General features: G+C 44.9%; 19 protein-coding genes. 10 read left to right on the top strand and 9 right to left on the bottom strand.

The window, feature by feature from the left end; all coding sequences use genetic code 11:
* Positions 1–47 precede the first annotated feature (47 nt).
* Complete coding sequence (gene ilvD / locus QUA33_RS04605; protein ID WP_333146854.1) at positions 48–1,733, top strand: dihydroxy-acid dehydratase; 1,686 nt, start codon at positions 48–50, stop codon at positions 1,731–1,733.
* A gap of 117 nt (positions 1,734–1,850) precedes the next feature.
* Here ilvD and QUA33_RS04600 read toward each other — a convergent pair whose 3' ends face one another.
* The 3 genes from QUA33_RS04600 to QUA33_RS04590 all read right to left on the bottom strand — a co-directional run bounded on the left by QUA33_RS04600 (position 1,851) and on the right by QUA33_RS04590 (position 5,057).
* Positions 1,851–2,381, bottom strand: a complete 531-nt coding sequence (locus tag QUA33_RS04600) for a hypothetical protein (RefSeq protein ID WP_333146852.1) — start codon at positions 2,379–2,381, stop codon at positions 1,851–1,853.
* Positions 2,382–2,621: 240 nt separating this feature from the next.
* The gene (locus QUA33_RS04595; RefSeq protein ID WP_333146850.1) at positions 2,622–4,550 is read right to left on the bottom strand and encodes an ATP-binding protein; all 1,929 of its coding nucleotides are present in this window, start codon (positions 4,548–4,550) and stop codon (positions 2,622–2,624) included.
* Between the two features lie 345 nt (positions 4,551–4,895).
* Positions 4,896–5,057: a hypothetical protein gene (locus tag QUA33_RS04590; protein ID WP_333146848.1), complete on the bottom strand. Its 162-nt coding sequence runs from the start codon at positions 5,055–5,057 to the stop codon at positions 4,896–4,898.
* 99 nt (positions 5,058–5,156) lie between these two features.
* On the opposite strand from QUA33_RS04590, the gene QUA33_RS04585 reads away from it, so the two are divergent.
* Both QUA33_RS04585 and QUA33_RS04580 read left to right on the top strand, forming a co-directional pair.
* Complete coding sequence (locus tag QUA33_RS04585) at positions 5,157–6,800, top strand: GTP-binding protein (protein WP_333146846.1); 1,644 nt, start codon at positions 5,157–5,159, stop codon at positions 6,798–6,800.
* Positions 6,801–7,033: 233 nt separating this feature from the next.
* Positions 7,034–7,963, top strand: coding sequence for a phosphoribulokinase (locus tag QUA33_RS04580; protein ID WP_333146845.1), 930 nt, complete (start codon positions 7,034–7,036; stop codon positions 7,961–7,963).
* A 110-nt stretch (positions 7,964–8,073) separates the two neighbouring features.
* Here the strand turns inward: QUA33_RS04580 and QUA33_RS04575 are convergent, their stop codons facing one another.
* Positions 8,074–8,586: an ARC6/PARC6 family protein gene (locus QUA33_RS04575; RefSeq protein WP_333146843.1), complete on the bottom strand. Its 513-nt coding sequence runs from the start codon at positions 8,584–8,586 to the stop codon at positions 8,074–8,076.
* A gap of 154 nt (positions 8,587–8,740) precedes the next feature.
* Complete coding sequence (locus tag QUA33_RS04570; protein WP_333146841.1) at positions 8,741–8,947, bottom strand: hypothetical protein; 207 nt, start codon at positions 8,945–8,947, stop codon at positions 8,741–8,743.
* 109 nt (positions 8,948–9,056) lie between these two features.
* Between QUA33_RS04570 and QUA33_RS04565 the strand changes: the two genes are divergently transcribed.
* Positions 9,057–10,037, top strand: a complete 981-nt coding sequence (locus QUA33_RS04565) for an ABC transporter ATP-binding protein (RefSeq protein WP_333146839.1) — start codon at positions 9,057–9,059, stop codon at positions 10,035–10,037.
* A 90-nt stretch (positions 10,038–10,127) separates the two neighbouring features.
* Here QUA33_RS04565 and QUA33_RS04560 read toward each other — a convergent pair whose 3' ends face one another.
* A complete protein-coding gene (locus QUA33_RS04560) occupies positions 10,128–11,777 on the bottom strand; it encodes an NB-ARC domain-containing protein (RefSeq protein ID WP_333146837.1) in 1,650 nt (549 codons plus the stop codon).
* 376 nt (positions 11,778–12,153) lie between these two features.
* Here QUA33_RS04560 and QUA33_RS04555 point away from each other — a divergent pair, with 376 nt between their 5' ends.
* Entirely contained in the window at positions 12,154–15,924 is a 3,771-nt protein-coding gene (locus QUA33_RS04555) for a VWA domain-containing protein (RefSeq protein WP_333146836.1), read from the top strand.
* Positions 15,925–16,098: 174 nt separating this feature from the next.
* On the opposite strand, the gene QUA33_RS04550 is transcribed toward QUA33_RS04555, so the two are convergent.
* Both QUA33_RS04550 and QUA33_RS04545 read right to left on the bottom strand, forming a co-directional pair.
* Positions 16,099–16,509: a type II toxin-antitoxin system VapC family toxin gene (locus QUA33_RS04550; protein ID WP_333138237.1), complete on the bottom strand. Its 411-nt coding sequence runs from the start codon at positions 16,507–16,509 to the stop codon at positions 16,099–16,101.
* Positions 16,500–16,700: a hypothetical protein gene (locus tag QUA33_RS04545; RefSeq protein WP_333146834.1), complete on the bottom strand. Its 201-nt coding sequence runs from the start codon at positions 16,698–16,700 to the stop codon at positions 16,500–16,502. Before QUA33_RS04545 ends, QUA33_RS04550 begins: the two co-directional genes overlap by 10 nt.
* A 19-nt stretch (positions 16,701–16,719) precedes the next feature.
* Here QUA33_RS04545 and QUA33_RS04540 point away from each other — a divergent pair, with 19 nt between their 5' ends.
* From QUA33_RS04540 to QUA33_RS04530, 3 genes are read left to right on the top strand one after another with little or no spacing between them, the layout of a single operon-like run.
* A complete protein-coding gene (locus QUA33_RS04540; protein WP_333146832.1) occupies positions 16,720–16,989 on the top strand; it encodes a hypothetical protein in 270 nt (89 codons plus the stop codon).
* A 38-nt stretch (positions 16,990–17,027) separates the two neighbouring features.
* Positions 17,028–17,438, top strand: a complete 411-nt coding sequence (locus QUA33_RS04535) for a hypothetical protein (RefSeq protein WP_333146830.1) — start codon at positions 17,028–17,030, stop codon at positions 17,436–17,438.
* Positions 17,438–17,734 carry a hypothetical protein gene (locus QUA33_RS04530; RefSeq protein ID WP_333138225.1) on the top strand — a complete coding sequence of 99 codons (297 nt, stop codon included), beginning with the start codon at positions 17,438–17,440 and terminating at the stop codon, positions 17,732–17,734. Before QUA33_RS04535 ends, QUA33_RS04530 begins: the two co-directional genes overlap by 1 nt.
* 78 nt (positions 17,735–17,812) lie before the next feature.
* Here the strand turns inward: QUA33_RS04530 and QUA33_RS04525 are convergent, their stop codons facing one another.
* A complete protein-coding gene (locus tag QUA33_RS04525; RefSeq protein WP_333146828.1) occupies positions 17,813–18,829 on the bottom strand; it encodes an adenosine kinase in 1,017 nt (338 codons plus the stop codon).
* Between the two features lie 159 nt (positions 18,830–18,988).
* Here QUA33_RS04525 and QUA33_RS04520 point away from each other — a divergent pair, with 159 nt between their 5' ends.
* Both QUA33_RS04520 and QUA33_RS04515 read left to right on the top strand, forming a co-directional pair.
* Complete coding sequence (locus tag QUA33_RS04520) at positions 18,989–20,554, top strand: AAA family ATPase (RefSeq protein ID WP_333146826.1); 1,566 nt, start codon at positions 18,989–18,991, stop codon at positions 20,552–20,554.
* A gap of 86 nt (positions 20,555–20,640) precedes the next feature.
* Positions 20,641–20,967 carry a hypothetical protein gene (locus tag QUA33_RS04515; protein ID WP_333077221.1) on the top strand — a complete coding sequence of 109 codons (327 nt, stop codon included), beginning with the start codon at positions 20,641–20,643 and terminating at the stop codon, positions 20,965–20,967.
* The last annotated feature ends 170 nt before the right edge of the window (positions 20,968–21,137 follow it).

The raw sequence follows: 21,137 nt of genomic DNA, 5'->3' as shown, positions 1-21,137 counted from the left end.
AAAAACAGAAAACTGAACAACAGACAACAGACAAAGGAAATTTTAAAATGCCTGAAAATTTGAGAAGCCAAGCTGTGACTGGGGGCGTGCAGCGCGCGCCCAACCGAGCAATGCTGCGGGCAGTCGGTTTTGGTGACGGCGATTTCACTAAGCCGATTGTGGGGATTGCCAACGGGTACAGCACGATTACGCCCTGCAATATGGGATTGAACGACCTCGCTTTGCGGGCGATTGCGGGTGCAAAAGAAGCCGGCGCCATGCCACAGATGTTCGGTACGATTACTATCAGCGACGGAATCTCGATGGGAACTCAAGGGATGAAATATTCTCTGGTTTCGAGAGATGTAATTGCGGATTCCATCGAAACTGTTTGCAACGGCCAAAGTATGGACGGGTTGCTGGCTGTCGGCGGTTGCGATAAAAATATGCCGGGGGCGATGATTGCGATCGCCCGCATGAACATTCCTGCTATTTTTGTTTACGGCGGCACGATCAAACCAGGACACCACAACGGACAGGATTTAACCGTTGTCAGCGCTTTTGAAGCAGTCGGTCAATTCAGCGCGGGCAAAATTGACGAAACAGAACTCAAAGCAGTGGAAGAGAAAGCTTGTCCGGGTGCGGGTTCCTGTGGCGGAATGTTCACAGCAAATACGATGTCGAGTGCTTTTGAAGCAATGGGCATGAGTTTGCCTTATTCTTCGACAATGGCTGCTGAGGATGCCGAAAAAGCTGACAGCGCTGCCGAATCTGCAAAAGTTGTGGTGGAAGCGATCCGCAAACAGTTGTTACCGAGCCAAATTTTGACTCGCAAGGCCTTTGAAAATGCGATCGCGGTAATTATGGCGATCGGCGGTTCAACCAATGCTGTGCTGCATTTATTGGCCATTTCCAATGCGATCGGCGTTGAACTGACCCTCGACGATTTTGAAACTATTCGAGCGAAAGTGCCGGTGCTGTGCGACCTCAAACCCAGCGGCAAATATGTAGCAACCGATTTGCACAAAGCCGGCGGCATTCCCCAAGTAATGAAAATGCTGCTAGAAAAGGGTTTACTGCACCCAGACGCGCTGACAATTAGCGGTCAAACTGTTGCTGAAGTGTTGGCAGATATTCCAGCCGAACCCCGCACCGACCAAGATGTCATCCGTTCTTGGAACAACCCGCTTTACGCCCAAGGACATTTAGCAATTTTGAGAGGAAATCTGGCAACCGAAGGAGCCGTTGCTAAAATTAGTGGCGTTAAGAAACCGCTAATTACCGGCCCGGCGCGGGTATTTGAATCTGAAGAAGATTGTTTGGATGCAGTTTTAGCGGGCAAAATTCAAGCCGGAGATGTGATTATCATCCGCTACGAAGGGCCCAAAGGCGGGCCGGGAATGCGCGAAATGTTAGCACCAACTTCGGCAATTATTGGCGCCGGTTTGGGCGATTCTGTAGGATTAATTACTGACGGGCGCTTCTCTGGCGGAACTTACGGCATGGTGGTCGGTCACGTTGCACCCGAAGCACAAGTTGGCGGGACAATTGCTCTGGTAAAAGAGGGTGATTCGATTACGATTGATGCTCAAAATCGCTTGTTGCAGCTCAATGTTTCTGATGCAGAATTGGAGCAGCGGCGCGCTCTTTGGCAGCCTCCTAAACCTCGCTATACTAAGGGCGTTTTGGCTAAATACGCTAAGTTGGTTTCTTCTAGCAGTGTCGGTGCTGTGACTGATTTGGGTTTGGGTTAAAGTAGGAATTTTTTTAACCGCAGATGAAGCCAGATAAACGCAGATGAACGCAGATAAAATCCTATCTGCGTTCATCTGTGTCCATCCGCTGATATCTGCGGTTACAAAATTCCCAAGTTAACTGCGCTGATTCAAAAAGCGGCCTGCCATCGACATGGCGTCAGTAATATCTACGTCGCCGTCTCCATCTGTATCTAAAAACGTATTCAAAACGGGATTTCCGCCCTGGGCTGGATTTTGGGCGTTGCCGCCGGTTTGTAGCAAATTCAGTATGAGCGGCACCAAAACAGGTATCATCGCCTGCACTGTGGCGTTATTCAAACCGGTTCTGTGGGCGATATCGTTCACTATCTGCGTCAGTTGGCCGACTCCGAACAAACTCTGTACCGCTTGGGGATTGGGATTTGTGCCGCTAAATTGGTTGACAAGTTGTTGAGCTTGTGCGTCTCCTGACTGCGATCGCACGTCTTGTAATGCCGATCGCACGTATCCGCCCAAAACCGACATTGCTAGCTGAGTCGTACCCGCATCGACGCCCTGGTTGCCGCTCAACTGCTCTACCGCACCGAGAATGTTGCCCAACTGATTGGGACTTGCTTGTTGGTTGGGATTGTCGATCGCGCTCAAAATTTGGTCAAATAGTCCCATAATTTCGCTCCGTACAGTGATTGCTCAACTTTAAATTATAGCAAATCCTGTTTTTAAAGATTACTAAAAATAGTTTTGAGTTGGGTATTATCACTCAGCGAGTCGGGTAGCAACAGCCAGTCAGTAAGCAATCTCAGACCATTTTAGATTTGAGATTGGGAATGAATTATGACATCAGAGTTTGGAGCGTACCCTTGCAGTTGGGTGCTTTTTTTAAACTGCTATAAAAAATGATAATTTTTAATTTTTTACAGTTCCTCTCTCCTCTGACTTGGTTGGTGCGTTACCGTTGCAGAGGGAATTATATTCGCTAGGAATTGGAAGTTTGACCTGCGGATTTGGCATTGAATCCTCATGCTTAATCGGCAGGGCGATCGAAAATTCCGTCCCCGTTCCTACCTCCGACCAAAAGTTTATTGTTCCCCCATGTTTCTTAACGATAATTTCGCGACCAATGGCCAATCCCAAACCAGTACCTACACCTCTCGGTTTAGTAGTAAAAAATGTTTCAAACATTTTTTCTTGACTCTCTGGCGCTATCCCCATACCGTTATCTGAAATCCGCACTACCACTGAATCTTCGTCCAAGTATTCTGTAGCAATCACAATTCTCGGCGTAAAACTCGGTGCTTCCTGGAGTGACTCCGAAGCCAATTGTTTTTTCGCCTCGGCTGAGCTGGATTTCTCACTTTTTGCTTTCTCTTCCACAGCATCTAGTGCGTTGTTGAGAAGGTTAACAAATACCTGGTAAAGCAAACCCATATAGCCTTCAACAGTCGGAATATTCCCGTAATTTCGCACCACTTCAATGCCCTGTTTAATGCGGCTGTTGAGAATCAGCAAACTGCTGTCTATGCAGGCGTGCAAATCGACGGGATGAGGGGCTGCATCGTCAAGACGAGAAAAATCTTTCAAACTTAAGATAATAGCTTTGGCTCTTTCAGCGCCTACTTGCATCGAGTTAAATATTTTGATCAAGTCTTCTTTGAGAAAATCGATGTCTATTTCTTCGCCTTTTGCCAGCACTGCGGCAGGGGGGGTGGGAATTTCTGTTTCATAAGTTTTGAGAAAATCTAAAATATCTTCAACATAATGTCTCGCCGGGTCGATATTGGCATAGATAAAATTGATTGGGTTGTTAACTTCGTGAGCAACACCCGCTAACATCCGCCCCAAAGTTGCCATTTTTTCATTTTGAAGTATCTGGCTTTGTTGTTCAGATTTCAATTCTTCTAGCAACTGATTTACTTTCTGAATCAGTTGATTCAGCGAAGCTGCTAATACTCCCACTTCATCGGTGCTGGTAACTGGTACTTGCAACTGAAAATTAGATTCTTCAGTTACTCGCTGAGCAATTTTAGTAACAGCGGCGAGAGGTTTGGCGATCGCCCGACTGGTGAAGCCCGCCAGCACTGCTGCAACGACGATCGACAGTGCCATGCTACCCAAAATTATTTGCACCCGCAGCGCCTGGGCTCGCAGCATAGCCTCCTGCCCTGCATCTTCTTGCTCTTGGGCGCGATCGATAATTTTTGCTATATCATTGACCGCCCTATCTAGTTGCAACCCAATTTTATCTCGATCGAAATTCAACAGCAACTTACGTTTAATACTTTGTTGAGCGGGGTTATTTGGCAGTTGAATAATTTTTTTGTTAACTATTTCTAGTCGATACAGATAATTAGATAATAGCGAATCGCAAGTCTTTCTAAAATTTTCTAGACCTTCTATGTCTTCCAGATATTTATAATTTTTGACTTCAGATAGCAACCCCTTCAAATTGTAAAGATTGTTTTGTAGCTGTTCGTATTTGCTGTCAAAAATTTGCGGCTTTTCGATCCAGTAACTCAGCCCGTCTTGGCTGTTTTGCATTCGCAGTAACGCCACCTGTAACTTATTTAAAAGCTGAGTTTCTCGATCGATGTGTACTTGATTGTTAGTTCTGCGATAGTAATGAGTGCCCACCAACATCCCGATAGTCGTTCCCCCAATCGCAACACAAAGAGCCAGTGCGTAACCACTGCTGATTTTGTCACGAATACTGAGGTTGCCCAAGGAATGGGCTATATTAGCGAAATAATTGGGCTTAAGTGCCGGGGTCTCTTTGATGTTATGCTCGCAAGAGGTAGAGAGTTCTTGTGAAGGCTGATTCAGATGTTTGAGCTGCATAGATGCTAACCTGTGAATTATTCACGCACTAACAATTCAGTCTAACTTAACTCGTGGCTGATTTGAGAGTACCACAGTGATATTTAATGTGATAATTTTTGTAAATTAGGATGCTCTTAGCTTGCCTCAGAAACCCGGTTTCTCCTTTCTACTTTCAGAGCTTCCAGGAGGCACTGGTGTTACAAAACCGGGTTGATCTGTACTTAATGTTATATTTGTTTGTTAATAAAAAAGTATTGCTAGACTCGCGATCGAATAAATCACCGAATAAATAAGTAGGTAGATGCAAATAAACCAGCCTGCGGTTCCAGCGGGCGATCGACTCTAGGTGAGTTATCGTGCAAGCTACAATTGCAGCAAGAGGGCGATCGCACTTGTCCGTCCTGCTGGTGCTACAACGCCGTAAATCGCGCCTGCAGTGCGACATAATCGGGATTTGCGGGTTCGCGCAGCACGATCCTCTTCGAGGGCTTTCCTTCGGATCGCTTCGCTAACGCTAACGGGCACTTCGGCATTTTAGATTTGAGATTTTAGATTTGCAATGACTGATGACTATCGGCGTAATGTAAAAATCAAAGCATAACCCTTTTATTTGCCACTCCCCTCATGCCTTTGCCGCGCCTGTTAACCTTAATTGCTGCTTTCTGCCTCGCCCTGGGGCTGATTATTGGGCTGGTGAGTTCCTTAACAGGGCTTTACAGTCAAGTTGCGTGGTCTGCTTCTCCGCTGCTGGCTAATTTGCTGATTTTCCTGATAATTGTACTTTTGGGAACCCTAATTTTTGCGCTGGTTTACTATTTTAGGCTGCTGCAACGCCCTCGGAAAGTTAAGGGAAAACGGCCGATTACTCCGAAGGTTCCTGTTGTCAAAAGTGAAGCAGCTTCGGAAAATCTCAAAGCAATTCGGCAACAAGTCGATCGCATTCAAGATGAAGTAGCGCGGCAAGCTTTGCTGTTGAGAGCTCGCGAAATTGAAGCTAGCATGGCTCGCGGCAGCGTTCGAGTAGTTGTTTTCGGCACAGGTTCTGCGGGCAAAACTTCCGCTGTTAATGCGCTGGTGGGGCGGATGGCGGGACAGGTGGGCGCGCCGATGGGAACTACGGAAGTTGGCGAAACTTACACTCTGAAATTGAAAGGAATCGATCGAGAATTAGCAATTACCGATACCCCAGGTATCTTGGAAGCGGGAGTTGCGGGGACTTACAGAGAAGAATTGGCGAGGCAGTTGGCGGCGAGGGCAGATTTAATCTTATTTGTTTTGGACGGCGATTTGCGAAAATCCGAGTACGAACCGCTGCGGACTTTGGCGGAAATTGGCAAAAGGTCGATCGTGGTTTTTAATAAAGTTGACCTTTATCCCGACACCGACAGAGATGAAATTCTCGATCGGCTGCGGCAGCGAGTCAAAGGTTTTGTAGCAGCAATGGATGTAGTAGCCATTAGCGCCAATCCGCAAAAAGTTGTACTAGAAGACGGCACAATTTTTCAGCCAGACCCGGATATTATGCCATTAATTCGGCGCGTCGCTGCGATTTTGCGAGCTGAAGGCGAAGACTTAATTGCGGACAATATTTTGCTGCAATCTCAGCACTTGGGAGACCAAGCGCGCAAGTTAATTGACGCTCAAAGAAGGCGGCAAGCTGATAAGGCAGTAGAGCGATTTCAGTGGATCGGAGCAGGAGTAATTGCCGTAACCCCTTTGCCCGTCGTGGATTTGTTAGCGACAGCAGCAGTTAACGCTCAAATGGTAGTAGAAATTGCCAAGATTTACGGCTGCGAATTAAATATCGATCGCGCCAAAGAATTGGCATTGTCTCTAGCCAAAACCCTAGCAAGTTTGGGAATAGTTGAAGGCGTAATTCAAGTAGTGTCAAGGGCGCTGCAGTTAAGCGTAGCGGGGTTTGTACTGGGCAAAGCAATTCAAGCAGTCAGTGCCGCTTATTTAACCCGAATTGCTGGTAAAAGTTTTATTGAATATTTCCGCCACGACCAAGATTGGGGCGACGGCGGCATCGCCGAAGTCGTGCAAAGGCAGTTTCAGTTAAATCGTAAAGACGAGTTTGTCAAAGCATTTGTCAAAGATGCGATCGCCCGGGTTGTCGAACCTCTAAACATTTATCAGCAGGAATCGGAACCAGAGTTAGAAATGTCAGCCGAATTAGAATCAGAAATAGAACCAGAAGCATTGTATCAACAGCAGCAATACGATGATTGGGAAACTTACAACAACAAACGAAAGGATGACTGGTAATGAGGCATTGGGAATTGGGCAAACAGGGAATTGAGAATTGGGTAATTGCGATCGTTCAATGAGATGTTCCCTGAGTATGCTTTGTTGAATTTTATTAAGAAATTTTACAATAATTTTACACCTCGGATAGACTCCGGGGAGATCAAATCAAACCGAGCGATCGGATGGAACATAATTTTGATAAGATTTAAGCTTGATAACAAAATTTGCTATTGTGCGTCCGGGTAAAAACAATGAGCGATCGACCAATTATTCTCGGTATTGTCGGAGACAGCGCAGCGGGCAAAACCACCCTGACGCGGGGAATTGCCCAAGTATTGGGGCCAGAAAATGTCACTGTGATTTGCACTGACGACTATCATCGCTACGACAGAAAGCAGCGGGCCGAAATCGGAATTACAGCATTGCATCCCGACTGCAATTACCTCGACATCATGCAACAGCACCTCAGCCTGCTGCGTACCGGACAAGCAATTCTCAAACCCATCTACAACCACACGACAGGTACATTCGACCCGCCGGAATACATCAAGCCCAGCAAATTTGTCATAGTTGAAGGTTTGCTGGGTTACGCAACCCGAACAATCCGCGATTCTTACGACGTAAAAGTGTATCTTGCTCCTCCCGAAGAGTTGCGAACTCAGTGGAAAGTTAAGCGCGATATCATGAAGCGCGGTTATACCGAAGAACAGGTGCTGGCAGAAATAAAAAAACGGGAACCGGACTCGGAAGACTTCATTCGTCCTCAGCGCAAATCGGCCGACGTTGTAGTTAGTTTTTACCCGCCAGAAGCGGACAATGAATCCAATTTGAGCGTCCGTTTAGTGCTCAGACCGACAATTCCTCACCCTGATTTTACTGAAATTTTAGGTCGAGGCAGCGATAGTTTTCAACCTGCAATTCGCTTGGGACTCGATCGGGATATGGGCAAACCTGTTGACGTTTTGGAAGTAGACTCCCACGCTACCAGCGATCAAGTAAACGAACTGGAAATGATTTTGTGCAGCGAGTTGCCCCACCTGCGGGGGTTTTGCTCCGCCCAAGGCAACCCGGAAATTGGCAAACTTATCGGTACAACTGGCGAAGTTTTGCAAAGTTACCCGCTAGCTTTGACGCAGTTGCTAGTTGCATATCACATGATGAAAGCAATTCATGTCTATTAGTTAGTTGTTAGTTGTTATTTGTTTATTGGTTATTGGTTATTAGTTACACTAACCATTAGCAATTACTAATTTTCCTTAGTAAAAAATAACAAATAACAACTAACCGATGACTAATGACTTATAATTTGAGAGTCGGCAATTTTCCAGATGCCATCCCAATACTCTAAGGTATAGCGAACTAGCTTAGTATTGAAACTGCTACTATCGACTTTGCCATTTCGGTAAACTGTGGCATCTTCGGTGACTCTGACTTCAATAGTGGCTTTGTTCCCAGATGCTGCAAAGCGTTCGACGGATTCAACTTTTTGGACACCGTATCTGTACTGAGAATTGGTGTTTGTCAGATAGTCTATCCCTTTGACTGTATCGGCATACAAAATACCTGTAGTCATTTTAGCCAGCAATTGGCGATCGAATGGAGGAGCAAATATTTTCTGCTTTGCCTCCAACCACTTGCTAATTAAATCCGAAGCTTGTCCGAGAGTAATATTCTGAGCTTGGCTAATATGATCTTTGCAGTAATTTGTTGCAATCTGTTGTCTGGTACAAGTAATATTTTCCGCTTTCGCGGGCGGAGTCAACCACAAAGGAGTTAAGATAGCGATTAGAATTATCGGTTTCATATCTAAAGTCCTCCATCATGCTAAATTGACTTTATTTAGCCAAAATATAGGTGAGAATTATTAGCCGATTATCTCAACCTATCGTTAGTTGATCGGTAATTTTGTCTACATCATGTGCTAGGGAAATTTCGGAATTTTAATTGTATGATTATTCTCACTCGTGAGAATAAATCCTGGGTGCTCGCAAAGTCGGGTTAGCAGTGCCTAATTGCTGAAGTGGCATGGAGACTGGCAACTGACTTTGAGGTGCGGGCACCATTTCGCCTCGGAAGTCGAGGATGGTCACGAGCAGCAGGTAGGCAACTGCTAAAATTAGAGAAATCACCCCAGTGATAATAGCAATAATTTTTGAACGATCCATATTGAGAAAAAATTAAGTGAAGCTAAGATTAGTTTAACATTAAAAAAACAATTATTACTGAACTTATGCCATAAAATATAATCAGGTGCTACTTATTTAGCTTACGAAAATGGAACCTCTTGTAGATGCGCCAAATCCCACCGAGATGCCCGGAGCTACCCCTGTGGTGGAAACATTTAATCTGGGGAAGTTCTACCGTACCGGCTTCTGGATGAACCAAAAGATTGAATCGCTCAAAAGTTGCACTCTGACTGTCTCTGAGGGGGAAACTTTCGGGTTGTTAGGGCAAAATGGAGCGGGGAAAACTACGCTGCTGAAAACTTTGCTGGGTATAGTGCGCCCCACTTCTGGCCGGGCGCTGCTTTTGGGGAGGCCTTTGGGCGATCGCACTGTGAAGCAGCGAGTCGGCTATTTGCCAGAAAATCCATATTTTTACGATTATCTCACGGGTTGGGAATTCTTGCAATTTGCGGCGGGGTTATTTCAAATTCCCCCCTCGATTCAGCGGCAGCGAATTCCGAATTTGCTAGACTTAGTTGGGCTATCTCAATCGGCGGCAATTAAAAAACAGTTGCGCCAGTATTCTAAGGGAATGCTCCAACGGATCGGCATGGCTCAAGCTTTGATTAACAATCCAGATGTGGTATTTTTAGATGAGCCGATGTCGGGTTTAGATCCGATGGGGCGCTATCAGATGCGGGAGATAATTTTATCGCTGAAAAATCAAGGAAAAACAATTTTTTTTAATTCGCATATATTGTCGGATGTGGAGAAAATTTGCGATCGAGTGGCTATTTTGGCGAAGGGTGAGTTGATCTGCATTGGTGCGATCGACGAACTCTTGGGTAATACTGACACTTACCGGGTTGAAGGTAGGGGAGGCCACTTGAATATCCTGAAAAAGTGGATACCGGATATGGAAGTTGATAATGATTTGTGGTACGGTCATTTGCAGGGAGACCCGAAGGAGTTTCTTTCTAGTCTGAGCGGTACCGGAGGGCAGCTAATTGCCATGAATTTGGCTAAGCCTAGTTTGGAAGAGTTTTTTATGCAGCAACTGCAAGAAAGAGGGATTTATTCTAGTGGTTGAATTCAACACATCAAATTTCTTGTGGGCTGTGCATCTTGCCCGCCCTGACTAATAATAAGAAAACGGGCAAGATGCCCGTTCCACAAGAGTTTAATTTTCTTGTGGGGAGTAGGGGTTGGGCATCTTGCCCACCTCTGAAAAGCTAATGTTTTGTACTTCAGTTAACAAGGGCAACGGTAGATTTGCACATACTAACTCTGCACAATTCCACTGCCGCAAATACTCATATACTTCAGAAATAATCGAATTTGCTGCATCTAAATCTCCTGCTTGAGAAGCATGGTAGTGCGCTCTGATTAAGGGCTGAATATCCTCGATATCTTGCCATTCCGATTTTGGTTTGAGGGGAATGCTAATATAATAACTATAGGCTTGGCTGTGGGCGGTACGGAGATTTTCAGGATTTTGACTTAGCAGGTACTCGCCCTTTTCTCGGACTAGCGGATGCAAGTGATAGGATTTGAGGTGGCGATCGTAATATAGCAATTGTCGGCGCTTCAGTCCTTGAATAATATTTTCTTTAAGTTCATACTTGCTAACTTCAGGCATTTGAGCGCTAATTCCTGCCAAAGATAGCGGATATTCTGAGGTTTGGTAGACCGAAATTCGGCTGAGACAAGTTTGCTCGCCGTCGCCCAGACGCGCTATCATTTCATCGATCGCTCTTTCAATGTCTCGAATCAGCAACCAGTCTCTCTGGTGCAGAAAAATCCCGACATTTCCTTGAAACTCGGTATCATCTCGAATCAAGGCTGCGACGAGTTGTAAGGCTTTGGGATGTCCTGAATAGCGATCGCACATTTCGGCTAATTCCTCTGGATTTGCAGTCAGATTAAAAGATTGCAATAGGGCAACTGCGGCATCTCGATCCAATCCGTTTAGCTGGATTTCGCGGGTGACTGTTGACGGCAATTCGGCTAAGCTTTCGCGACTGGTGAAAATAATTTTGCTTTGATGTTCTGTTTCTAATAGTTGTTTGAATAACCAAGCATATTCTGCACAATCGTCGGCGAAATAACCAGCGGCTTTGGCTTCTCCTGTTTTCAAAAGTGTGTCGGCGCGATCGAAAACGAGCAAGCAAGGTTTTTCTCTGAGGATTTTGAGCAGATTTTCGGTTTTTTTGAAATAGTCATTTTGAGCATTGATGGCTGCGGTAATGTCGCCGTTGGAGAGGGTGAATAGCAGGGAGTCAATTGTGCGATCGAAGGGGGGTGCTTTGCCTGTTGCTGATTGCAAGGATTGCCAAGCGGCGCAGGTGAAGGGGGTATTTTCTGTGTGGAGTTGGCGAATTAGTTGGCTGACGAGGCAGGTTTTTCCGATCCCCGGTAATCCCACAATTGAGATGGCGGTGATATCTGAGTTAACGATAGTAGTTTTTAAGATATCGAGTTCTTTTGTGCGCTGTACCCAATTTCTGACGGGGGGTAAGTTTTCTGGGAGGGGGAAAGTGCGATCGTTTTCACTGTCTTGGGGGATATCTGCGATCGCGGCTGATAGTAATTCTGGTTCTTGAATTTCCCGCGCAACAATGTCTTGCCAGTTTTTCACACCTACAGCTTTGCAAATGTGTATAAAAGTCTCTCGTCTAATTGGTTGCTGCGTCCAAAATCGCTTTAAAGTTGCTTTTGAAGTGAGAGCAGCCTGACACCAGAGCTCATCTGCTTTATTCCATCCGAGATTGCGTCTTACCATGTCAATGATTTTTAGCCCTTCTTCGGATGCTCTGAGCAAACCTGCCATTGCGACTCCTCTACGGAAATTCTGCCTTAGTAAATAATGTTACATGATTTGGTGAGCCAAAAAGTGAGCCAAATGAGCCAAATGAGCCAAATGAGCCTTTTATGTTGAGCCAAATGGTGAGCCGTTAAGCCGATACAGATTCAGGATTCTGGAGTATTGTGAAATGATGTATTTGGCTGTCAGCTACGTTTGACGGTGCATCTGGCGGGCGATCGGGGATACAGCTTATCTGCTCTTGGGAGCAATGTAAAGTTTTATTACAAAAACTGGGCGAACTGCATAAAAAGCAGATGAACGCCCTGATAGATATCTAGGAAGGCTTGCAAGGCGGGCTTTGCTGGTTTTGACGCAACTATTTTTGTGAGGAGATGGGATTATGCAATTACTGACAGATGATATGTTGTTGGGTAGTGCAGTGGATGTGAGTGCGATCGCGCCTCTGGAGGAAGAGATCAAGGGCGATCCAATCTTGTCCTATGGTTTGGATACCCGCAGTGCTAGCCAGTTAGGGGCCAGTTCGTCTTTCATTTCGACCTTCGACGGACTAAGGGGACAAGTTGGAACGATCGATCCGTCAGCCAAATTTACTCAAATTGCTAGTACCTTCAGTTTCTCCGACATCGCTGTTTCTAAAGACGGGACGATTTTCGGAATTACGCCCACTCAGTTATTCAAAATCGATCCAGTATCGGGTTTAACTTCATATGTTGGCGATCTGGGTGCAGGTGTTGTCAACATTAATGCTCTAGAATTTGCCAATGATGTCCTCTATGCGGCTGGCAATTCCAACTTATATACAATTAATACCAGTAACGGGGCAGCATCTTTCGCAGCTAACTTAGGCCCTGGGTTTACCAGCAGTGGGGATTTAGTATTTGACGCTGCGAACAATCGATTTTTAGCCACATCGAGAGGAGATACAAGCGATAGTTTGTTTGCGGTATCTCTCACAGGTCAAGCAACGAAAATTGGTGACATTGGTATCAATAATGTTTGGGGCTTGTTGTTTGAGGGCGGAAAACTTTTCGGTTTCACAGGAGATGGGAAGCGAATTGCGATCGATCCTGGAACGGGAGCGGGGGTTTTTGATACCCTTGTCCAGGGTATTAGCGATCGAATTGGGGGAGCATCTGGTATTCAAATTAAGAAAGGAGAGATACTGTCGAGCACTCCGGGAACTATTCTGTCAGCGGATACGATAGATGTGTTTTTACCGCCAGGTGGCGAAATTACTTTAGATATTACAGTGACAGTGCCTGGGGATGCTTCTAGTTCAACCACTCGCAGCGCATTGAGTGTTGAAAGTGTGGATACTGTGGCTGCTCAGATGCCAAGTTCTTCAACGGTTAGTGCGAGTGCGACAACTGACCAGCTTCCACTTGATGTTTTTCTACTGCAAGACGCTTCGAGCTCGTTTAATGACGATCTGTCCACCTTTCGGGATTTAGTACCCACTTTAGTTGATACTCTGCTAAGCCAGCAGCCAGATACTCGCTTTGGTCTTGGCAGTTTTGTGGACAAGCCAAAGCTTCCGTTCGGAAACTTTGCAGATGATGATTATGTTTACCGCACCAATCTGTCGCTAACACAGGACACAACGGCACTACAATCAACAGTGAATAACTTGACAACTCGCCGTGCGGGAACAACAAAACCAGAGGCGCAACTGGAAGCTCTGCTGCAAACGGCACTTCGTAGTCAAGGTGAAATTGGTTTTCGTGACAGTGCTCGCCGTGCCGTTGTTGTAGCAACGGATGCAGGATTTCATCAGGCAGGAGATGGGAGAGAAGCGGGCATTACGATACCCAATAATCTCGACACGATTCTTGATGGGAATCCGCCGGGAACTGGAGAAGATTATCCGAGTATTCAGCAAGTTCGCGAGGCGTTGATTGATGCAGGTATAGTGCCTATTTTTGCTGTTACGCCTACATCAGAAAATATTTCAGTCTATAACGACCTAGTTAATCAATTAGGTTTCGGTAAAGTTGTCAGATTAGACTCGGATAGTGCTAATTTGGTGAATGCAATTACAGAAGGGTTAGATAAAGTCAGTCAGGAAATTACTCTCGTACCTGCTGATGATGACTTCAACTATGTGAAAGATATTTCACCCAAGAAATTTGAAAATGTCAAGCCTGGTGATCAGCTGAATTTTAAAGTCACCTTAAAATCGGATAGTACAGGTGGTGACGATAATCTGAAACTGCAAATACCTGGATTTGGTAATCTGGGTGATACGAAGGTTAATGTGCGAACAGAGCGAGTTCCCACCGTAGTCAATAACGATACAGGTGGAACTTCCCCAGCCATCGGGTTTATTAGGAATAGAACCTCTCTCGATATAACTTTTAGACCTCCCGTAATCATGGGGTTATTTCAAGATACAAATAATGATGGAACTCCTGATTTCACTCCTAATATACCCGTAAAGAATATAGAAACCTATGTTGTGATTCATGGAAACAAAGATAGTTTCAATAAAGGCAAAATGGCAGATTTGGCAAAAACAATTAGCGAGCAAGACAAACAAGTAATAGTTCTTGATTGGAGTGTATCCGCTGATAATTTATTACCTAATATATCAGCAGGATCGATTCACGATGTTGCCAAATTTGCCGCAGATACACTCAAAAATAAATGGAAAATAGATAGTAAAAATTTGAACCTGATTGGACATAGTTTGGGAAGTTATGTCGCATCTGAAATTGGATTTATTCTATCAAACAAAGAACCTGACAAAGAACTCAATCCCCAATATCGACAAAATCCAAATATTGACCCAGAAAATCGAGTTAACAGTTTGACGGCCCTAGACCCAGCAGCTCTTTTAGGTAGTAACGTACTGTTATCTGGTCTATCATCTGGTCTATATGATTTAGAGAATAGTATAAATTCTACTGATGTGGCGGGCGCTCAGAACCCCATTAAGTTTAGTTCTGTCTCTAAATTCTCCAGGGCATTTTGGGGTGATACCTTTTCAGGTGATGGAACTGGCTCATCGGATTATGCTACAAGTGCTAATGAGTCTATTTACATAGATTTTAAAAGACCGACTGAAAATCCTAGAGCAGGAAGAGATAATTTAATTCCGACCGATAGTCATGGTAACATTGTCTATTTATACAGAAACCTGCTAAAAAATCCTAGTGAAATTGGCTCACTTTTTAAGCTAGGTGCTGGCGAACACAAAGAGTGGAAAAAAGATAGTTACGAGGGAAACGAAGCAATCCTTGTCGCTACAGTTTACAAAGATGAACGAGAGGAAGGAGATGAAGGCAAGTTTGACTATAAACCATTTAACGGAAATGATCCCAATACAGAGCCAAAATTTTTGTTTATTAAAGATGCCCAACCTCAAAATGATGGCATAGCTTATGGCAGCACAGGAGATGATAAGTTAGATGGTATTATATCCGACACAAAGATATTTTTGGGTCTGAGCCAAGTTAACGATGCTGGCAATGATAAGTTATACGGTGACTCCGGAAATGATAGTATCTTCAGCGGTTCAGGCAATGATACCATCTTTGGCGGTCTAGGCAATGATTTCATCAATGGTGAAGCAGACAATGATCTGATTGAAGGTGGCGATGATAACGACACTATCTTTGGTGCGAAAGGAGACGACACAGTTAAAGGAGGTAAGGGTAACGATAGTTTAGAAGGCAATGATGGTCAAGACACTCTCATCGGTGGAGAAGATGACGATACCCTCTGGGGTGGTGGTGGTAACTGGGCTGATAGCCTGGAGGGTGGTGATGGAAATGACTATCTTTTGGGAGAAGGTGGTGACGACATTTTAATTGGTGGCAAAGGTTCAGATACCATTGATTGTGGAGATGGCAATGATACCTTAGTCTTTGGACTTGATGATGGTAGTACAAGTCGTGATGGAGCTGATATGATTACCAACTTTCGTACAGGTAAGTTAGGTTCTATTTCGACTGGTGATGTGCGGGGTGTTACTAAAATTAAGCTGAATGGCTTAACTAAAGACGATCTAGAAGTCGTAAAAATTGACGATAACAAGACTCTGTTATGGGGCAAAAAGAATGATTTAGACTTATATACACTGTTCAAACAGGATACATACTTCGCGATTTTGGATGGCTCATTCAATAAAGATCAATTGACCTTTATTTGAAGCATTCATCATCCGCGTCCATTCCCATTCATCTGCGGTTCCTAAAAAGAGCGAGCGCCCTTACGACAAAAAGTGCGATCGCCCTTTCTTCCCTCCTCATCCATCCGCATTCATCTGCTGTTCAAAAAAGTGCGATCGCCCTTACGTCAAAAAGCGCGATCGCCCTTCCCATACTCATGCTCTTGATTCGACGGTGGGGATAACTTGAATTAGCCCCGTGTGAAAGGCTGTGTCGTAGGTAATAACCGGCAAATTTTCGAGTTCAGCTTGTGCCATAATCATCCGGTCAAAGGGGTCGCGGTGGGCAATGGGCAGGCGGCCAGCGCGGAGGGCATGAGCTGAAGTTATAGCTAGTTCGATAAATTTGGCTCGGTGGAGGATTTGCGAATATTCCTCCACAATCTGTTTGGCTTCGGGAAGTTTACCGATGCGATATTTGGTGGCTATTTCCCAAGCGGAAACAGTGCTAACAATGATATTAAAATCGGGGTTGCGAACGATCTCGCGGCATTGGGCATTGAGTTTGGGGTCATCAAAGAGCCACCACAGCAGGATATGGGTGTCGATAAGGTAGCTTATTCCCATTTTTCCAGTTCCTCTTCTGGTAGGGGTTCAAAAAAACCATCACCGAGTTCTCCCGTCAGTAAACCAGGGGTGCGGGGCTGTGGCTGTTCCCGTCCTAATCCGAGGCGAAAATAGTGAATCAAATCATAGATTTCTGCGAGTTTGTCTTCGGGGATGTCTTGTAATTCTTGAACGATTTTCTGAATTAGCATAAATCAAATTCTCTGATGGTTGCTGGTTAATCGATCGGGCTACAAGGGTTGCGGCTTTGTCTATTATGGCTCATTCTACAGGGGTCTAAGTCGGCGACGGGCGGCGGCGATCGCCCTTAATCCCTCCCCATCCATCCGCCTTCATCTGCGGTTGCTAAAAAGTACGATCGCCCTTAACACAAAAAGTACGATCGCCTTTCCCCCATCCACATCCATCGGCGTTCATCTGCGGTTGCTAAAAAGAGCGATCGGCCTTACGACCAAAAGTGCGATCGCCCTTCATCCATGATAAAATTAAATCACAGCAGTGAAAGCTAACTCGCATAAATGACCGACGAAACTCGACGAGAAATAGCGAGACGACTAGCTAGAGAACTAGCATCAAGGACAGTCATCTCACCCATAACACCCGGACAAGGCTTTCAAACTTTTGGTGAATTTAAAAGAACGATCGGGGTGGCAGGAGCGGGGTTAGCGTGGCATCATATAGTTGGGCAAACAACATCAAATTTACAGAGATTCGGGGCAGAAGCAATACACAATACAGGCAATCTCGTCCGGCTAAAACACGGTACTGGGTCAATTCATCAGGAAATTACCAATTTCTACAACTCCGTCCAACCTGAATTAACAGGTACGAATACTCTAACCGTGAGAGGGTGGCTCAGCACTCAATCTTTTGCAGAACAACAAGACTTTGGCATTAGAGTTATTATAGCTTTCGGAGGAACAGTTTAATGCTGACTCTAGATATCCAATCAATCCTCAATTCTATTCCCAATGAAATTAGCTGGCAAGACATCGTACAGTTTGAAAATCTAGACGCTCGTGTTAGCATTGCTAATGACCTTTGTGCTAACATTATTGGTGTCAATGAAAGTACGATCGAATTGTGTCCTAATGAAAATCCTCCCGATCGTTTAGAACAACTGGTTTGGTGGTGGGTTGTGCGTCCAGATTTAGGAGCGGCGATTGCCAAAGAAGCTCCTCAAGAACTCAAAAATATTATCAGTCAATACATTCTGCAAAATTGACAAAAACCAGCGCTCGTCTGTGGTTCAAAAAAGAGCGATCGCCCTTAACACAAAAAGTGCGATCGCCCCTTTCAATTCCTAACCCGAAATCACCTCACTCAAAAGATGAGCCTGAGAACCCTCCAGACGCGGCCCGTGAATCTGCACCACCATAGAAGCCAAATAATTGCCCCAGCGAGCCGCTTGTGTAGAACTCAAACCGTTAGTAATTCCAAACAAAACACCCCCCGCAAAAGCATCCCCAGCACCCACAGTATCGATCGCCTTTACTGGAAATCCCGCCACATCAACAATCTGTTTGTTCTCCACCACCATGCAGCCTTTATCCCCATTAGTGATAAAAGCCAAATCCGAAATCTCGCTCATTTTCCGAGCGCACTCTTCCAGAGATTCCTCCTTAAAAAAGCTCCGAACTTCATCAGCATTGCAAAAAATTACATCGCAATATTCCGAAACCACCTTGTGAAAATCATCAGCAAATCGATCGACTAAAAAGCCATCCGAAAAAGTAAAAGCCACCTTCACACCCAGACGCTTAGACTGTTCCATCGTCTCAATGCTAGCCTTTCTCGGATCGGGAGCATCCCAAAGATAGCCCTCAACATAACTGTACTTGCAGTGAGCCAGTCGATCGACATCAATATCAGTCGCCGCCAGAGTAGTAGAAACACCCAAATTAGTACACATCGTGCGTTCCGCATCCGGCGTAGTCAGCACTACACAAGTACCAGTGGGCTCCTTCGACTCAGCAGCAGGATGCACGTTAAAATCAATCCCCGCCGCCAGCAAATCTTGCCGGTAAAATTCCCCGTTAGTATCCTTAGCAACCTTCCCCGAATAATAAGCTTTACCGCCGCTCTGAGCCAAACCAATCATCGTATTTGCCGCCGACCCCCCCGATCGCATTTGCAGCGAATTGTGCTCTAAATCGTGCAAAATCCCCCCCTGCGTTTCCGAATTCATCAGCGTCATCCCGCCGCGATTCAGCCCGTGGTCGAGTACAAATTCATCTTCTACCAATGCTAGGATGTCTACCAGGGCATTTCCCACGCCAAACACATCCACGGAACGGGAATCTTGATTGTTTTCTGTCATCAGTAATTTTTGGTTTACACTAATTATCAACTTTATAATAAATCGAATTCAACTCAACATCTATTTTCTTTAAGTTATCTTTATCTAAATCCCCAAGCCCAAATCGATTTCATCCAAAATTCAAAATCCAAAATCTAAAATCTAAAATCTAAAATCGATATGACTGATACTTGTCTCCCACCTCTGATTCAGCAAATGTTGGAGCCCGGCTTTTACCCGCACGGGGTGACAGAACCAGTGCAGCTAATTCAGACTCATGCTTCCTTTGTTTTGCTGACAGGAGATTATACTTACAAAATCAAGAAACCCGTCAATTTTGGTTTTTTAGACTACTCAACCTTGGAGAAAAGGCAGCATTTTTGCACCCAAGAATTGCTGATGAACCGACGCACTGCACCGGAAATTTATATAGAAGTTTTGCCCCTTATTAAAATTGGGGATTCGTTTCAATTTGGCAGCAACTTACCTGCTATAACTCCGGCTGAAGTTGCTGTAGAATACGCATTAAAAATGCAGGAGTTTCCTCAAGAGTCGCTGTTGCTTAGTTTGTTGGAGCGGGGACTGTTAACAGAGCAAATAATGGTAGACTTAGGGTGGGAAGTTGCAAAGTTTCACAGCACGGCAGTTAGTAACAGCTACATTCGCACATTTGGCCAAGTCAGTCAGATTCGTACAGCAATAGAAAACAATTACCTGATTTCCCAAAAATATATCGGCGGCCCGCAGACTCAGACACAATATGAGGAAACAAAAAATTATACTGATGCGTTTTTTGCAGAAAATCAAGAGTTATTTAACCTGCGGATTGCCCATAATAAAATTCGCGAGTGCCACGGAGATTTGCACTTGCGGAATATAGCATTCTGGCAAGATAAAATATTACTGTTCGACTGCATTGAATTTAACGAGCCTTTCCGCTTTGTTGATGTCATGTACGATGTGGCTTTTACAGTAATGGATTTGGAATCCCGGGGGCGCAGAGACTTAGGCAATGCTTTTCTCAATACTTACATCGAACAAACAGGGGATTGGGAAGGACTGCAACTGTTGCCTCTGTATTTGAGCCGTCAAGCTTATGTTAGAGCGAAAGTAACTTCGTTAATGTTGGACGATGCTGCTATTGCAATAGCCCAAAAAGCAGAGATTTCACAGACAGCAGCTCATTACTATAAACTGGCTTGGCAATACACAAAACCGCACCGGGGAAAGTTAACTTTGATGTCGGGTTTGTCGGGTTCTGGCAAGAGTACAGCAGCTCGATATTTAGCTCGCCGCACAGGGGCAATTCACATTCGATCCGATGCTGTTCGCAAACATTTAGGCGGAATTTCTTTAAACAAACGCGGGGGGGAAGATTTGTACTCGGATGAAATGACGGCACAGACTTATGGTAGATTGTTAAAGTTGGGGATAATTCTGGCTGACCGAGGTTGGGATGTGATTTTAGATGCAAAGTTCGATCGCCAAAAAGCGAGAACCGATGCAATTAATCACGCTCAATCCCACGGGTTGCCCCTGCAAATCATTTACTGCACCGCACCAATTGAAGTATTGCGAGAACGACTGCAACAGCGCAGGGGCGATATTGCCGACGCGACAGCCGAACTATTGAGTTCGCAGCAATCAGCTTTTGAACCTTTTACGGAATTAGAGCAAATTTCTGTAACGATTGTAGATACCGCGCAAGAGTTAGAGGTACAATTAAACGTGATTTGTGGGGAGTAGTTGCAGATCGATCGCCCTTGGCAATTTGATTGTCTGCTAATATTGTCAATATCTTTCTGTATTATTAAAAACAAAACTTACAGCTCATGCCAAAATTTACTGGAGACTCCAAGGGGTTTAGCCCCGCGCTGATATGGTTTGTGTTGTTTACCGTTGGGTTTCGCTTAGTAGGATGTACGCTGCCCCTGAGTCTCGGCTTGGGTGTCATCGGTGGCGTGGCAGCAGGTTTAATTGTCGCTTGGTGGCACAATGAATTACTACTCAACCCGAATATGAATTCCAAGGACAAAACCTCGGATGCTATCGTCAATAAAGAAGTAGTGCAAAGGGACGCCCATAAATATAGCAAAACCTCTAGGGGTGATGCTGCTACATTTTTTGGCTGGTTATCTGGACCCGAGGATCGTCGCTAGCACCGAAAATAGTTTTGAGTATTGAGTTGTAAGCTTTAAGTTAAAGAGTTCATAATTCACAACTCTATACTAAAAATTAACCTCTCCCGCCACCAGGGTAAGAGCATCTCAATCAGTCTTGACAAAAGGACTTGAGAAGAAGCATCATGTATTCATCATTCATTGCAGCC

Source organism: Microcoleus sp. Pol14D4 (genome assembly GCF_036701245.1).
Classification (GTDB): Bacteria; Cyanobacteriota; Cyanobacteriia; order Cyanobacteriales; family Microcoleaceae; genus Microcoleus.
This window is presented reverse-complemented; position numbering and strand designations above follow the sequence as displayed.

Coding starts and splice junctions, on each gene's coding strand:
- ilvD (WP_333146854.1), top strand. CDS start 48: ATGCCTGAAAATTTGAGAAGCCAAGCTGTGACTGGGGGCGTGCAGCGC.
- QUA33_RS04600 (WP_333146852.1), bottom strand. CDS start 2,381: ATGGGACTATTTGACCAAATTTTGAGCGCGATCGACAATCCCAACCAA.
- QUA33_RS04595 (WP_333146850.1), bottom strand. CDS start 4,550: ATGCAGCTCAAACATCTGAATCAGCCTTCACAAGAACTCTCTACCTCT.
- QUA33_RS04585 (WP_333146846.1), top strand. CDS start 5,157: ATGCCTTTGCCGCGCCTGTTAACCTTAATTGCTGCTTTCTGCCTCGCC.
- QUA33_RS04580 (WP_333146845.1), top strand. CDS start 7,034: ATGAGCGATCGACCAATTATTCTCGGTATTGTCGGAGACAGCGCAGCG.
- QUA33_RS04575 (WP_333146843.1), bottom strand. CDS start 8,586: ATGAAACCGATAATTCTAATCGCTATCTTAACTCCTTTGTGGTTGACT.
- QUA33_RS04570 (WP_333146841.1), bottom strand. CDS start 8,947: ATGGATCGTTCAAAAATTATTGCTATTATCACTGGGGTGATTTCTCTA.
- QUA33_RS04565 (WP_333146839.1), top strand. CDS start 9,057: ATGGAACCTCTTGTAGATGCGCCAAATCCCACCGAGATGCCCGGAGCT.
- QUA33_RS04560 (WP_333146837.1), bottom strand. CDS start 11,777: ATGGCAGGTTTGCTCAGAGCATCCGAAGAAGGGCTAAAAATCATTGAC.
- QUA33_RS04555 (WP_333146836.1), top strand. CDS start 12,154: ATGCAATTACTGACAGATGATATGTTGTTGGGTAGTGCAGTGGATGTG.
- QUA33_RS04550 (WP_333138237.1), bottom strand. CDS start 16,509: ATGGGAATAAGCTACCTTATCGACACCCATATCCTGCTGTGGTGGCTC.
- QUA33_RS04545 (WP_333146834.1), bottom strand. CDS start 16,700: ATGCTAATTCAGAAAATCGTTCAAGAATTACAAGACATCCCCGAAGAC.
- QUA33_RS04535 (WP_333146830.1), top strand. CDS start 17,028: ATGACCGACGAAACTCGACGAGAAATAGCGAGACGACTAGCTAGAGAA.
- QUA33_RS04530 (WP_333138225.1), top strand. CDS start 17,438: ATGCTGACTCTAGATATCCAATCAATCCTCAATTCTATTCCCAATGAA.
- QUA33_RS04525 (WP_333146828.1), bottom strand. CDS start 18,829: ATGACAGAAAACAATCAAGATTCCCGTTCCGTGGATGTGTTTGGCGTG.
- QUA33_RS04520 (WP_333146826.1), top strand. CDS start 18,989: ATGACTGATACTTGTCTCCCACCTCTGATTCAGCAAATGTTGGAGCCC.
- QUA33_RS04515 (WP_333077221.1), top strand. CDS start 20,641: ATGCCAAAATTTACTGGAGACTCCAAGGGGTTTAGCCCCGCGCTGATA.